The organism is Pontibacillus sp. ABV4_188 (assembly GCF_056311905.1).
In genome coordinates this window covers 2,806,338-2,819,346 of sequence record NZ_CM149975.1, presented here as the reverse complement: position 1 = coordinate 2,819,346, position 13,009 = coordinate 2,806,338, and the positions used below count along the sequence as shown (strand labels likewise).

Sequence of the window (13,009 nt, the reverse complement as noted above, 5' to 3'; positions counted from 1 at the left end):
TTCGTATGAAAGCAGTAATTCAGCGTGGTCGTAATGCTAGCGTAACGGTTGAAAACAAAGTGACAGGTAAAATAGATAATGGCCTTGTGGTCCTTCTAGGGGTAACGCATGAGGATACAGAAGAAGATGCTAAATATCTTGCAGACAAAATAGTGAACCTCCGAATCTTTGAGGACGAAGAAGGTAAGATGAACTTATCCTTAAAAGATATCGGGGGACAAATGCTCTCTATTTCACAGTTCACATTGTATGGAGATACTCGTAAAGGGAGACGTCCGAACTTTATGAACGCTGCAAAACCAGGGCCTGCAAACGAATTATATGAATCGTTCAATTCCTTTGTCAAAGACCAAGATATTTCTGTTGAAACGGGTGCTTTTGGTGAGATGATGGATGTTCAGCTAACAAATGTAGGGCCTGTCACATTAATATTAGAAAGTAAAGATCGTTAAAGTAGAACACGTTAAGAGGAGATTTATAGGTGTTTCACTAGTAAATAAACTCCACATATATAAAAACGCTCCACGTCTTAATAAGACGTGGAGCGTTTTTTCAATTAGAGGGTAATGTACATGGAATTATTCGCCTAAATAATCAATAATTCCTTGAACGATCCCATTCGTTACTTTATCTTGGAAGCCTTTCGTGTGCACGAATGCTTCTTCTTGTGGATTGGACAAGAACCCTAATTCTAATAGTAAGGCAGGTTGGCGATTTTCTCGAATGACGTGAAAGTTTCCAAACTTGGCTTGCCTATCTCTCAGTCCAGTTGCTTTGACCATACCATTTTGTACAGCTTCAGCAAACGCTCTATGCTGGTTATGATAGTAATAAGTTCCAATGCCAGATACGCTTGGGGATTGCGGGAAACTATTATAATGAAGAGACAAGAAAGCGTCTGCTCCTAATACGTTTGATTTTATGGCTCTAGAGCTAAGAGCAATATAGGAATCATTCGGGCGAGTTAGGATCACCTTTGCTCCGGCTAACTCCAAACGTTCCGCTAAACGCTTTGCAGTTTTTAACGTAAGGTTCTTCTCATAATTTCCATCATGGCCAATCGTCCCTACATCTCGTCCGCCATGACCAGCGTCAATCACAATAGTCTTTCCGGCGATGCTTTGTTCTTCATTTGATAGCTCTTCAACACTTGAGGAGCGACTAGTAACAATCCAGTCAGCAACGTATGCTGATCCGCCGTTATATTCTATTTCATACCATTTGTTTCCATGGCTGATGACGTTAAATTGTTGTCCTTTAGATCCTCTTCCGACAATACTCGTGTTAGTGGATGGACCTTTTCGGATGTTTGTACCATTATACAATAAGGTCACAGAATGAGTTTCTTCAGGTTTTGAGGGGGCCTTCTTTACAAGCCAGTTCGCTACCCAGCCTGTTTTACCTGAAGTGTATTTAATTTCAAACCAAGAACCTTTTTCTTGTATGTACGCATACTGTTCCCCTTCTTTAACTTGACTTACTACTTTACCTCCTAAATTACCTTCACTTCTTACGTTTAAAACGGGTGTTTTAATGATGATTTCTCCCTTTTCGGCCTTAGGTTGAGACTGAGTTTGAGAGGAATTTAAGACGGCTGTTTCGTTCGTTGATTCAACTGATTGTTCTGTCGAAACAAATTGTTTCCAAACCCAGCCACTCTCATTGTTGTAAGAGAGTTGTACCCAATTTCCAGATGTACTCTTAAGTGGGTAGGTGTCACCTTGATCCATGGAACCAATCACGCTGTAAGATGTGCCAGCTCCACTTCTTACTCGTAAGTCATCAACGTTGGATGTGACGACTGAAGTAGAAGAGGAACGAGTGTCTTCCTTTAAACTGATGAGCCATTTTGCAACCCACCCTTTTTTATCATGGAGTTGAATTTGAACCCATTTGTCTTTCTGTTGAAGAACAGTAAATGATTCCCCTTTATGCACTTGGTCTACTTTGTTATAAGTTAATCCAGGTCCACTTCTCACGTTTAGAGGCTCAACATTAATGGTGGCTTTCTGTGCTGCATTGATTTCCGTGCTCAAGAAGAATAATGAACTAACCATTACCAAAAAGAGCATGGCGGTACTGCGTCGTATAAGCAAGGTAAATATGCCTCCTTTTTATTTTTATTACACGAGTATTAATCTTCTTTCGACATCCTTATAAAAAAACCTTTCCTGTTGTGAAATTTTTTATGCCGCTTTGGGGAAAATAGATAAAAAGCCGCAAAGAGGTGTTAATTATGAGGCAAAGTCGTAAGCATTCAAACTCATCACAAGCAAGTAAAGGCGTATTCGGGGTTCAGTTTCATGACTTTTTAGAGAAAGAACCGCATCTAACACGCATGGAAATGGCCGAGGAATTTGGGGTTTCTTTAAAAGATGTTAAGAAATTGAAAGAGAGCATGGATCGTGCTTGACATTCCATGACGTCAACATTATGATAATAAACAATTCCTTTCATACATGTATGTAGGAAAAAAGTGTTGAAATTATATGAAAGCCGTATTAAAATTCTTATCAGGCTAGAAAAAGTACTTTTTCACATACATCTATATTGAGTACCGTTGATGGAAAGAGTAGCTAAGGGACGTTTGGAGAAGAGAAGAGATACCATTAGGCTGAAAGTATCTCCCTGAATTGCCTTAGTGAAAGACATTCCTTAGGTTCCGCATCGAAAGCGAAGGGTTAGTAGGTGTCGGACGTAACAGGCGTTAACTGTTAAAGCGGAAGTAGTATAAATACTTCAACTAGGGTGGCAACGCGGGTAATATCTCCCGTCCCTATTCGATATCTTTGTGTATCGAATATGGGGCGGGAGTTTTTATATGCCTATAGAATCGTGTCACAATTATAAACAATAAGATTTATATCATTTAGGAGGAGTGTACATGAGTCTAAAAGGACCTCGTGGTACCCAGGATATATTGCCTGGAGAAGTTGAGAAGTGGCAGTTTGTAGAATCTGTATTATCAGACGTATGTCGTCGCTATAATTATAAAGAAGTTCGTACCCCAATTTTTGAGCATACAGAGTTATTTCAACGTGGTGTAGGTGACACTACAGATATCGTTCAAAAAGAGATGTATACATTTGAGGATCGCGGAGGTCGTAGTCTTACTCTTCGTCCTGAAGGGACGGCTTCAGTCGTACGTTCTTTCGTTCAGAATAAAGTGTATGGCTTACCTAACCAGCCAACTAAATATTACTACTTTGGACCAATGTTCCGATATGAGCGACCTCAACAAGGGCGCATGCGACAATTTGTCCAATTTGGAATTGAAGCCTTGGGCAGTGATGACCCTGCAATTGATGCTGAAGTAATTGCTCTTGCAATGAATAGTTACCAGGAGCTTGGCTTACAGTCCCTTAAACTTGTATTGAATAGCTTAGGTGATCAGGAAAGCCGTGAAGAACACCGGAAAGCACTCATATCCCACTTTGATCCTCATCGAGAGGAATTGTGCGAAGATTGTCAGGTACGACTTGATCAAAATCCAATGCGCGTATTGGATTGTAAGAAGGATAAGGATCACCCTGCAATGTCAACAGCACCGTCTATCCTTGAATACTTAAATGAATACTCTCGCACGTATTTCGAAAAAGTAAAGAGCTATCTTGATAAAATGGGAATCCCTTATACGATTGATCCGAATTTGGTTCGTGGTCTTGATTACTACAATCATACTGCGTTTGAAATTATGAGTGAATCTGAAGGCTTTGGAGCTATTACTACACTGTCTGGTGGCGGTCGCTACAACGGCTTAGTAGAAGAAATAGGTGGTCCAGAAACGTCTGGTATTGGTTTTGCTATGAGTATTGAACGCCTATTAATGGCATTAGAGGCAGAAGGTGTGACCCTGCCATTAGAAGAGAAGCTTGATTGTTACATTGTAGCTCTTGGAGAAGAAGCCGAGAAAGAGGCTGCAGGGGTTGTCTATCAGCTTCGAAAGGCAGGAATTCAAGTAGATAAAGATTATGCTGGTAAAAAAGTTAAAGCTCAATTTAAATCAGCAGATCGACTTCAGGCTAAATATGTGTTGGTTCTTGGTGAGAACGAGCTTGCTAATGGGCAAATTAATGTAAAGCGTATGGCGACTGGAGATCAGGAAACGATTGCGCTAGCCGATGTTGTTGAGTATATGAAGAAGGAATTTAAGGGGGAGTAATCATGAGTGAACATCGCCAGTTAAGTGGGGAAATTAGAGAAGGCCATATAGGAGAAACGGTTCTATTAAAAGGCTGGGTTCAAAAGAGACGTGACCTTGGTGGATTAATTTTCATTGATCTTCGTGACCGTTCTGGATTAGTACAGGTTGTATTTAACCCTGAAGATTCTAACGATGCAATTGAGACAGCAGATAAGGTTCGTACAGAGTATGTTGTTGAAATTTCAGGGAAAGTTGTTGCGCGTGATGAAGCAACGATTAACCATCAGTTAGCTACAGGTAAAGTGGAAGTATTAGCAACTGACATTACCATCTTAAACAAGTCTAAAACCCCACCATTTCAATTACATGATGAAACAGATGTGGCAGAAGATCTTCGTCTTAAGTATCGTTATATGGATTTACGCCGTAACCCGTTACAAGAAACGTTTAAGCTTCGACATAAAACAACACAAGCCATTCGTAATTTCTTAAACAGCGAAGAATTTCTAGAAATGGAAACGCCAATGCTAACAAAGAGTACTCCTGAAGGGGCTCGCGACTATTTAGTTCCAAGTCGTGTGCATGAAGGAGAGTTTTATGCATTGCCTCAATCACCGCAGTTGTTTAAACAGCTCATTATGATGTCAGGCTTTGAAAAGTATTATCAAATTGCACGCTGTTTCCGTGACGAAGACTTACGTGCGGATCGCCAGCCAGAATTTACACAAGTAGATATTGAGACATCCTTTATGTCCCAAGAAGAAATTCAAAACATGACAGAACGTATGATGAAGAGAGTGCTTAAAGAGACAAAAGGTGTAGAAATTGAAACACCTTTCAAGCACATGAGTTATGATGAAGCTATGGACCGTTATGGCTCGGACAAGCCAGATACTCGTTTTGGTCTAGAGTTAGTCAACCTATCTGAAATTGTGAAGGATTCAGGCTTTAAAGTATTCAGGTCTGCTGTAGAAACAGGCGGTACTGTTAGCGGTATTAATGTAAAAGGGAAAGCAAGTGACTTCTCCCGTAAGGACATTGATAAGCTAACGGAATTTGTTAAGATTTATGATGCAAAAGGACTGGCTTGGTTGAAGGTAGAAGAGGGCGAATTAAAAGGGCCTATTGCTAAATTCTTTGGTGAAGAAGAAGCTACTAGCCTTACTACTGCTCTTGCAGCTGAAGATGGTGATCTGCTTCTATTTGTAGCAGATAAAACTTCTGTTGTGCATGATAGTCTTGGCGCTCTTCGTCAAAAGCTAGGAAGAGAGCTTGATCTGATTGATCAAACGCAGTTTAACTTCTTATGGGTAACAGACTGGCCATTATTTGAGTATGATGAAGACCTAGGTCGATATTTCGCAGCTCACCACCCGTTTACAATGCCTGAGCGCGAGGATATCGATAAACTTGAAACTGAGCCACAAGAAGTGCGCGCTCAAGCTTATGACTTGGTATTAAACGGCTATGAGTTAGGCGGAGGAAGTCTTCGTATATACGAGAAGGAAGTTCAGGACCAAATGCTAAAAGTATTAGGATTCTCTGAAGAAGAAGCTCAAAGTCAATTTGGATTCTTATTAGAGGCCTTAGAATTTGGTGCACCTCCACACGGCGGGATCGCGCTAGGATTGGACCGTCTTGTTATGATTCTAGCGGACCGCTCTAACTTAAGGGATACGATACTGTTCCCGAAAACAGCTTCTGCTTCAGACCTAATGACTCAAGCTCCGGGACCTGTGAGCCAAGAGCAATTAACAGAATTGCACCTTGAACTTAATGAAAAGGCTAAGCAAGAACAATCAGACAAGCAGTAAGAATTGTAATCATACTGTAACGTCCCTTTTTGTTGCCAACATTCATTAGTTATGCTATGATTTGATTACAAAGTAAACAAGCCGATCCTGATGTGTACGTCATCCAACAATCGTTTTGACCGAACATTTTGAACTACGGGAGCTTGAAGTTTCTGTAAGGCATGCAAGCCTTGTTTCACTTACTTAGAGGACGCATAAATTACAGAACAAAGCACCCACTTGCCAAGAGCGGGGTTCAAAACATTGGACTGTGACGGCACGATTGGGATTGGCTTTCTTTTACATACGTTACTAAACATCCTTAAGGGTAGCCTTAAGGTTATTTTTATGCTTCCGTTTTTTTGGCAGGGTTTATAGAACTGTTGGAAAAGGAATACTAGGTCATAGATTACGTTAAAGAGGAGTGAGCCAAGTGCTTCATCAATTTTCGAGAAATCAGCTAGCCATTGGTCAACAAGGGTTAGACTTAATGAAAGACGCCACTGTTGCCGTTCTTGGGATAGGGGGAGTTGGCTCTTTCAGCGTTGAGGCTTTAGCAAGAAGTGGAGTAGGTAAATTAATACTCATTGATAAAGATGATGTGGATATAACAAATATAAATCGCCAAATCCACTCTTTAATGTCTACTATTGGTCAATCTAAGGTGGATTTAATGGCTGAGCGCGTTAAGGATATTAACCCTGATTGTGAAGTGGTTCGTTTACATATGTTTTATACCGACGAAACGTATGAGCGCTTATTTGAACACGACTTAGATTTTGTAGTCGATGCAAGTGATACAATCTCATACAAAATTCATCTCATTAAACAATGTATCGACCGTGATATTCAAATCATTTCATCTATGGGTGCTGCAAATAAGATGGACCCTACTAAATTTGAAATTGCTAATATTTTTGACACAAGTTATGATCCGATTGCACGGGTCATTCGCACTAAACTGCGTAAAGAAGGGTACAAAAAAGGGATTCCAGTCGTTTTCTCTAAGGAACAGCCTATAAAAATTCGAGAAGAGGTTCGTCAAGAAATTACTCCAGAAAATCCGAACACTCGGAAAGCGGAGCAGCCCCCGTCTTCTAATGCCTTTGTTCCTTCAGTAGCGGGGTTAATTATGGCTAGTCATGTCGTACAAGAGATCTTAAAACCCATTACTATTGAACGCTACTAAAAAACCCGGCGAAAGCCGGGTTTTTGTTTACTCTCAGCGAGCTACTTGTTCAAGATTCCCGTTCTTCTCCATACGAAAAGCGGGCTTCGATGAGAACTGTTCGTCTTCATCAAATGCAATCATTTTTCGAGCTCGATCCATCACTTGCATTAATACTTGATAGTCTTCTTGAATCATAAGGTATTGTTTCTCCATTTTACGGAGTTTATTTTGTAGTTGATTGTTTTCGTTTTGTAATTGCTGGTTTTCTTCTTCAATTTGCTTCATTTGAGATTTTGATTGGTTCGTAGTTTGGGTTTGGCGTTTCAGTTCTTTTAATGAACGAATAATGTGATCAAACGAAACAACCGGTACTTCTTCTTGGTAGACGGCGGTTTCTGCATAATTAGGAGCTTCTATAGCTACAGCCTCTAACTCTTCTTCTTCCACAATTAGAGAAGAAGAAGGTGCAGGCAGTTGATGTTCTTCCCTTGTATATGATGGGGTAGATGTTGTAGCAACTTTTTGTTGTTTAGCAAGAGCGCGTTTCTTTTCTTTGCGCTGACGCTTAGCTAAATCAATAGCTTGATCATACTTCTTGCGGATCTCTGCATTCCAACGAAAGCCACAAGCTGCAGATGTACGATTTAAATGGTCCCCCACTTCATCGAAAGCTCTCAATTGTGTACTGCCTTCACGAATGTGACGCAGAACCGTTTCTGCTAATAGCAAATCGTCTTCATGGGACCAAGCATCTTGTCTTACTTTTACCATAATCTTTCTCTCCTTTTCTAATAAACCGATGAAATTACTAGAACTAGTTTGTTAATGTTGTTCCTATTATGGGGAGAGAAGATCGAAAATATACCTGGTATTATACAAATAATTACTTCTTTTTTTGTTTTTGAATCGTTTCGTACACTTGGGCAAGCCCTTTTTCAAACTTACCTGTCTTCTTAGGTGAATAGTAGAGCGCGTTTTTAATAGAGTCAGGTAGGTATTGTTGATCAACCCAGCTATTCTCATGATTGTGTGGATATTGATACTCAATTCCTCTTCCTAACTTTTCTGCCCCTTTATAATGAGCGTCCTTAAGATGGGCTGGTACTTCACCACTTTTTCCTTTGCGTATATCTGACAAGGCAGAATCTAGTGCTTTGTAGGCTGAGTTTGATTTAGGTGACAAACAAAGTTCTACAATTGCATTAGCTAGTGGTATACGAGCCTCAGGAAATCCAAGTCTCTCGGCAGCTTCAACCGCTGCCATTGCTCTTGGACCTGCTTGCGGGTTCGCTAATCCTATATCTTCATAAGCGGTCACAACCATTCTACGCGCAATACTATCGAGATCACCTGCTTCAATGAGTCTGCCTAAGTAATGTAGAGCAGCATTAACATCGCTACCACGGATCGATTTTTGGAAAGCTGAGAGTACATCATAATGAGCGTCTCCGTCTTTATCATGGGAGAAACTTTTCTTTTGCATGCACTGTTCAGCTGTATCAAGATCAATTTCTATTTGTCCAAATTCATTCTCAGGCGTTGAAAAAGCTGCCAGTTCTAAGCCGTTCAGTGCAGCTCGTAAATCACCATTTGCAGAATGAGCGAAGTGCTCCATGGCTGCGTTCGATATGTGGATATTTAAGTGGCCTAGTCCATCGTCTTCATCACCAATAGCTCGGTTAATGGCCCCCTTCACATCTTCAATATCTAACCGTTCAACTTCAAATAAGTGACAACGACTACGGATAGCTGGGTTAATGGAATGATAGGGATTACTCGTTGTGCAGCCAATAAGCGTAATTAAATTGCTTTCCACATGTGGAAGAAGGAAATCCTGTTTCCCTTTATCCAGTCGGTGCACCTCATCTAGAATCAAGACTAGTTGACCGGACATTTTGGCTTCTTCTACAGCGATCTCCATGTCTTTCTTCTTATCTACGACAGCATTCAAGGTTTTAAAGCGCAAGTTTAAGCTTTTTGCAAGTGCCATCGCCATTGAAGTCTTGCCTGTACCTGGAGGCCCAAAAAGAATCATAGAGGCTAAACGTTTGGCATCTACCATTCTACGAATCATTTTCCCTTCTCCTACAAGATGTTTCTGTCCAATAATATCGTCAATATGTTTCGGTCGCATACGAAATGCTAAAGGTTGCTGGCTCAAAGGGACACGCTCCTTTACAATCTGAATTTATTCATCTATCAATATGGATAGGCCCTTACTTAGGGCGAGGGGTTGAGGTTGCTCGGGAATCCCTCGCTTTAAGGTCTGATTTATACTTAACTAAAGGGAACGGCAACATTTTCTTAAAACCCCGAAATCTATGGATTATTCTTAAAGGGTAAAGATATAGGCGATAAAATGCAAGAAGGTTGCCATTCGTGCTATAATATCTATTGGTGTTAAAATAGGAGTGATTACGCTCTCTCTATACAGAAAGGATCATGAATATGACTACAGAGAATAAACGTGTTCATGCAAAAGATCCGGTGAAGAAGCAAACATTTACTCAACGTGCAACATTCATACGTTGGTCTTTTTTTGTTGTAGGGCTTATTATTCTAGCGTTAGGGATATCTCTAACGATTAAAGCAGACCGTTTTGGAATTGGGCCTTGGGATGTCTTCCATGTAGGTCTTCATGAACAATTCGGATTAACCGTAGGGTCGTGGTCCATTATTGCTGGTTTAGTGGTTGTCGGTTTTACATCGATTGTCACAAAGTCATGGCCCCAAATTGGTACAATATTAAATATGCTTCTTATTGGTGTCTTCATTGATATTTTTAACTACGTGCTACCATCCCCGGAAACGTTATGGAGTAACATGGCTGTCTTCTTATTGGGGATTACGGTTTTGGCATATGGAATTGGAATTTACGTCGCTCCAGGGCTAGGAGCTGGTCCACGAGATGGCTTAATGTTAGTAATCCGTGACTTAACTGGCTGGAAAGTCCAATGGGTACGAAATGGTATTGAAGTGACAGTATTCCTTTTAGGTTGGCTTTTAGGGGGGCCAGTTGGTGTCGGCACGGTCGTCATCGCACTAGGTCTTGGAACGATTGTTGGGTATTCTTTACCCCAAACTAAGAAATTATTAGACTATATGATACGAAGAGGTGAAGCTCATGAAAATCTCTACCAAGGGACGTTACGGTCTGACCATCATGATCGCGCTAGCCAAGAAATACGGTGATGGTCCGATATCTTTAAAATCCATTGCTCGAGAAAACAATTTATCCGAACACTATCTGGAGCAGCTTATTGCTCCTCTTAGAAATGCAGGTTTAGTACGAAGCGTTCGTGGTGCATATGGCGGCTATATGTTAACAAGAAACCCAGATCAAATTACTTCTGGTGATGTTATACGGGTACTCGAAGGACCAATCAGTCCAGTTGAGGGTATCGAAGACGAAGAGCCGGCGAAACAAGCTCTTTGGATGCGGATCCGTGATGCTGTGAAAGATGTTCTAGATACGACAACGTTGCACGACCTTGCTCAACATGACGATTCTGATGAGCAAGAAGCGTACATGTTCTATATTTAAAGAAATGAGAGGGTCTCTTATATGAATACAATTTACTTTGACCATGCGGCAACAACTCCTATGAGGAAGGAAGTCATTGAGGCAATGGTTCCTGTGATGGAAGAGACGTTTGGGAATCCATCAAGTGTTCATGTCTATGGGCGTAAAGCGCGTAAGATATTAGATGACGCTCGCCGATCGGTGTCTTCCTTTTTAAATGCGAATGAAAAAGATATTATTTTCACAAGTGGTGGTACTGAAGCCGATAATCTTGCTCTAATAGGAGGAGCAAAGGCGAACCAGCATAATGGCAAGCATATTATTACAACTTCTATCGAACATCATGCTATATTACATGCAGCTGAATATCTTGAATCTGAAGGTTTTGATGTAACGTATTTGCCGGTTAATGAATCAGGCCGAATTTCAATTGATGACTTTAAACGTGAACTGAGAGAGGATACAATACTTGTTTCTGTTATGTATGTTAATAACGAAACAGGTGTGATCCAACCTATTGCAGAAATGGGAGCTCTTCTTGAAGATCATCAGGCGCTATTCCATACTGATGCTGTTCAGGCGTTTGGAACAATGCCTATTGACGTGAGTACTTTAAATGTAGACATGCTCACCTTCTCTGGTCATAAAATTAATGGACCAAAAGGTGTAGGGTGTTTATATGCCAAGGAAGGGATTCCGCTTGAAGCAAGACAACATGGTGGAGAGCAAGAAAGGAAACGCCGTCCTGGTACTGAGAATACAGCAGCAGTAGCTGGTCTTGCTAAAGCTGTTGAGCTTGTTGGAGAAGAGCAAAGAGCTCGTCTTACGCAATACAAACTGTATAAGAAGATCTTTATGGATACACTCAAAGAACAAGACGTTTCTTATGAAGTGAATGGGGACCGTATTAACCTTCCAACTATCGTAAACGTCAGTTTCCATGGTGCTAACGTAGAGACGCTTCTTACTAACTTTGATCTCTCGGGTATTGCCGCATCAAGTGGTTCTGCTTGTACTGCGGGTTCCATTGAGCCTTCTCACGTATTAAGTGCAATGTTTGGCGAGGGAAATGAGCGTACACGAAACTCGATTCGATTTAGCTTTGGCCTTCAGAACACCGAGGATAATGTTCGTGAGGGAGCAGAAAAAGTTGCTTCTATCGTGAAGCGAGTAACAAAGACAACCTAGGGTGGTGACAACAATGAAAGATCCGAAAGATACAAGGGTAGTCGTCGGTATGTCAGGTGGTGTTGACTCATCTGTTGCTGCACTTCTATTGAAAGAACAAGGATATGATGTAGTAGGGATCTTTATGAAAAACTGGGATGATACAGATGAAAATGGAGTCTGTACAGCTACAGAAGATTACGATGATGTGATTCGTGTTTGTAATCAATTAGATATTCCTTACTATGCAGTAAACTTCGAGAAACAATACTGGGATAAAGTTTTCACTTATTTCCTAGATGAATATAAAAAAGGGCGTACTCCAAACCCAGATGTAATGTGTAACAAGGAGATAAAGTTCAAAGCCTTTATGGACCATGCGATGTCTCTTGGCGCCGATTATTTAGCTACAGGACACTATGCACAAGTTCATCATAATGGAGAGCGTTATGAAATGCTACGTGGTGTTGATGATAATAAGGATCAAACGTATTTCTTAAATCAACTCTCTCAAGATGTCCTTTCTAAAGTCATGTTCCCACTTGGGCATATTGAGAAATCACGAGTTCGTGAAATTGCCAAAGAACACGAATTGGCAACAGCCACTAAGAAAGATTCTACAGGCATTTGCTTTATCGGAGAGCGTAACTTCAAAGAATTCCTTAGTCAATATCTTCCTGCTCAACCAGGGAATATGGAGACCATGGAAGGAGAAGTAAAAGGTAAGCACGATGGGTTAATGTATTACACATTAGGCCAACGTCAAGGTCTGGGCATCGGAGGTCCAGGTGGGCCTTGGTTTGTAATTGGTAAAGATGTAAAAGAGAATATCCTTTACGTCGGAGAAGGTTACCATAACGATCATTTATATTCAGATGGTCTTGAAGCCTCTGAATTAAACTGGTCTACTGGTGTCGTACCAACCGAAACGTTCACATGTACTGCAAAATTCCGTTATCGCCAAAAAGATAGTGGAGTTACCGTTACCCCGCTTGAAGATGGGCGCGTTAAAGTTGTATTCGATGAGCCAGAACGAGCAGTGACTCCAGGACAGGCTGTTGTATTTTACGACGGAGAAGTTTGTCTTGGCGGCGGAACCATTGATCAAATTGAGAAGAATGGCGAATATCTAACATATGTAGGATAATATAAGAGGATGTCCCTAACCGAGTATTCCCCCTAATGACTAATGGTCATGAAAGGGCACCGTT

12 protein-coding genes, 1 other RNA gene and 1 other annotated feature are annotated in these 13,009 nt (G+C 40.9%); of the genes, 10 read left to right on the top strand and 3 right to left on the bottom strand.

The window, feature by feature from the left end:
• Positions 1-5: 5 nt before the first annotated feature.
• Entirely contained in the window at positions 6-452 is a 447-nt protein-coding gene (gene dtd / locus ACYX4O_RS14580) for a D-aminoacyl-tRNA deacylase (RefSeq protein ID WP_476351752.1), read from the top strand.
• A 126-nt stretch (positions 453-578) separates the two neighbouring features.
• On the opposite strand, the gene ACYX4O_RS14575 is transcribed toward dtd, so the two are convergent.
• A complete protein-coding gene (locus ACYX4O_RS14575) occupies positions 579-2,072 on the bottom strand; it encodes an N-acetylmuramoyl-L-alanine amidase (RefSeq protein ID WP_476351751.1) in 1,494 nt (497 codons plus the stop codon).
• 164 nt (positions 2,073-2,236) lie between these two features.
• Here ACYX4O_RS14575 and ACYX4O_RS14570 point away from each other — a divergent pair, with 164 nt between their 5' ends.
• The 5 genes from ACYX4O_RS14570 (at position 2,237) to ACYX4O_RS14550 (ending at position 7,126) form a co-directional block, all read left to right on the top strand.
• Positions 2,237-2,413 carry an RNA polymerase subunit sigma-70 gene (locus tag ACYX4O_RS14570; RefSeq protein WP_476351750.1) on the top strand — a complete coding sequence of 59 codons (177 nt, stop codon included), beginning with the start codon at positions 2,237-2,239 and terminating at the stop codon, positions 2,411-2,413.
• 138 nt (positions 2,414-2,551) lie between these two features.
• Positions 2,552-2,781 (top strand) — a binding site (T-box leader).
• Positions 2,782-2,884: 103 nt separating this feature from the next.
• Complete coding sequence (hisS, locus tag ACYX4O_RS14565) at positions 2,885-4,162, top strand: histidine--tRNA ligase (RefSeq protein ID WP_476351749.1); 1,278 nt, start codon at positions 2,885-2,887, stop codon at positions 4,160-4,162.
• A gap of 2 nt (positions 4,163-4,164) precedes the next feature.
• The gene (aspS, locus tag ACYX4O_RS14560; RefSeq protein ID WP_476351748.1) at positions 4,165-5,958 is read left to right on the top strand and encodes an aspartate--tRNA ligase; all 1,794 of its coding nucleotides are present in this window, start codon (positions 4,165-4,167) and stop codon (positions 5,956-5,958) included.
• Positions 5,959-6,039: 81 nt separating this feature from the next.
• Positions 6,040-6,231, top strand: a non-coding RNA gene (gene ssrS, locus ACYX4O_RS14555) — 6S RNA.
• A 139-nt stretch (positions 6,232-6,370) separates the two neighbouring features.
• Positions 6,371-7,126, top strand: coding sequence for a tRNA threonylcarbamoyladenosine dehydratase (locus ACYX4O_RS14550; protein WP_476351747.1), 756 nt, complete (start codon positions 6,371-6,373; stop codon positions 7,124-7,126).
• A 33-nt stretch (positions 7,127-7,159) separates the two neighbouring features.
• Here ACYX4O_RS14550 and ACYX4O_RS14545 read toward each other — a convergent pair whose 3' ends face one another.
• Together ACYX4O_RS14545 and ACYX4O_RS14540 are read right to left on the bottom strand one after the other, a co-directional pair.
• Positions 7,160-7,879 carry an RsfA family transcriptional regulator gene (locus ACYX4O_RS14545; RefSeq protein WP_476351746.1) on the bottom strand — a complete coding sequence of 240 codons (720 nt, stop codon included), beginning with the start codon at positions 7,877-7,879 and terminating at the stop codon, positions 7,160-7,162.
• A 112-nt stretch (positions 7,880-7,991) separates the two neighbouring features.
• Complete coding sequence (locus ACYX4O_RS14540; protein ID WP_476351745.1) at positions 7,992-9,269, bottom strand: replication-associated recombination protein A; 1,278 nt, start codon at positions 9,267-9,269, stop codon at positions 7,992-7,994.
• A gap of 281 nt (positions 9,270-9,550) precedes the next feature.
• Between ACYX4O_RS14540 and ACYX4O_RS14535 the strand changes: the two genes are divergently transcribed.
• From ACYX4O_RS14535 to mnmA, 4 genes are read left to right on the top strand one after another with little or no spacing between them, the layout of a single operon-like run.
• Complete coding sequence (locus tag ACYX4O_RS14535; protein WP_476351744.1) at positions 9,551-10,300, top strand: YczE/YyaS/YitT family protein; 750 nt, start codon at positions 9,551-9,553, stop codon at positions 10,298-10,300.
• Entirely contained in the window at positions 10,233-10,652 is a 420-nt protein-coding gene (cymR, locus tag ACYX4O_RS14530) for a cysteine metabolism transcriptional regulator CymR (protein ID WP_188651362.1), read from the top strand. The genes ACYX4O_RS14535 and cymR overlap by 68 nt, the downstream gene beginning before the upstream one ends.
• A gap of 21 nt (positions 10,653-10,673) precedes the next feature.
• On the top strand, positions 10,674-11,819 hold the full coding sequence (locus ACYX4O_RS14525; protein WP_476351743.1) for a cysteine desulfurase family protein: 1,146 nt from the start codon (positions 10,674-10,676) through the stop codon (positions 11,817-11,819).
• A 13-nt stretch (positions 11,820-11,832) separates the two neighbouring features.
• Complete coding sequence (gene mnmA / locus ACYX4O_RS14520) at positions 11,833-12,945, top strand: tRNA 2-thiouridine(34) synthase MnmA (RefSeq protein WP_476351742.1); 1,113 nt, start codon at positions 11,833-11,835, stop codon at positions 12,943-12,945.
• The last annotated feature ends 64 nt before the right edge of the window (positions 12,946-13,009 follow it).

Coding starts and splice junctions, on each gene's coding strand:
- dtd (WP_476351752.1), top strand. CDS start 6: ATGAAAGCAGTAATTCAGCGTGGTCGTAATGCTAGCGTAACGGTTGAA.
- ACYX4O_RS14575 (WP_476351751.1), bottom strand. CDS start 2,072: ATGCTCTTTTTGGTAATGGTTAGTTCATTATTCTTCTTGAGCACGGAA.
- ACYX4O_RS14570 (WP_476351750.1), top strand. CDS start 2,237: ATGAGGCAAAGTCGTAAGCATTCAAACTCATCACAAGCAAGTAAAGGC.
- hisS (WP_476351749.1), top strand. CDS start 2,885: ATGAGTCTAAAAGGACCTCGTGGTACCCAGGATATATTGCCTGGAGAA.
- aspS (WP_476351748.1), top strand. CDS start 4,165: ATGAGTGAACATCGCCAGTTAAGTGGGGAAATTAGAGAAGGCCATATA.
- ACYX4O_RS14545 (WP_476351746.1), bottom strand. CDS start 7,879: ATGGTAAAAGTAAGACAAGATGCTTGGTCCCATGAAGACGATTTGCTA.
- ACYX4O_RS14535 (WP_476351744.1), top strand. CDS start 9,551: ATGAATATGACTACAGAGAATAAACGTGTTCATGCAAAAGATCCGGTG.
- cymR (WP_188651362.1), top strand. CDS start 10,233: ATGAAAATCTCTACCAAGGGACGTTACGGTCTGACCATCATGATCGCG.
- ACYX4O_RS14525 (WP_476351743.1), top strand. CDS start 10,674: ATGAATACAATTTACTTTGACCATGCGGCAACAACTCCTATGAGGAAG.
- mnmA (WP_476351742.1), top strand. CDS start 11,833: ATGAAAGATCCGAAAGATACAAGGGTAGTCGTCGGTATGTCAGGTGGT.